Here is a 705-nt window from a genome sequence, read left to right as displayed (position 1 = left end):
AAGTAGGGATTTTACCAATAACCATCCGCAATCTTGGTATTTTCTGGCGCTTTCTGATATCGTGTTAAAAGAGCTGTAATATAATTATAATTTGGTCCAGCAGTATTATAATGATTCAGTATATTAGAAATAAAAGCAGGAAACGGCAAAAACACGATACACGCATGTGCCATCAATGATAAATCTGGAGGATAAGCACTATTATGAATAAATCTTGCTTCTTCTTCGTTAGCAAAGGGTGAAGGAAAAGTGTCTGTTGCAACCCCAGCACATTTAAAAAATTTTCCTTCTCTATTAGGAGCATCGCTCACTTCGTATTACCTAACAAAAGCCTTAATCTGTTCCTGATCATAGCCAAGAGCCTTTAAATCATGAAAAGCCACATATTTTAGCCCATGGCAACCAGAACAGACTTTTTTATAAACCTTCAACCCACACTGCAATTTGCAATTGCATCTTATCTAAAGCCCGAATGGCTCTGAAAAACTCCATTCCTGTTTTTTAGGAGCACGCAAGGGGAAAGAAAAAACTCCTTTTCTTTATCAAAAATATTACGAGCAACACTCGGAAAAAAAATCTATAATAATATAATAATCAATCTATTGTTTTTTCGGTTTCATATCTTCAATAATTGGAGCAGGAAGAGAACGACTCCTTTCAAAAAGAGGTACGATCGGCAAAACAATTAAAAAGAATATAAAATAA

At 34.8% G+C, this 705-nt stretch carries 1 pseudogene; it reads right to left on the bottom strand.

The features are described from left to right. Nucleotides 1–14 precede the first annotated feature (14 nt). Nucleotides 15–577 (bottom strand): annotated as a pseudogene (locus tag ACFIK8_RS11500) (cytochrome c1); the annotation flags it as partial. Between the last annotated feature and the right edge of the window lie 128 nt (nucleotides 578–705).

The organism is Bartonella sp. MR168JLCBS (assembly GCF_042194175.1).
The sequence above is the reverse complement of the archived record's forward strand: the minus strand, read 5'-3'. Positions and strand labels throughout refer to the sequence as shown.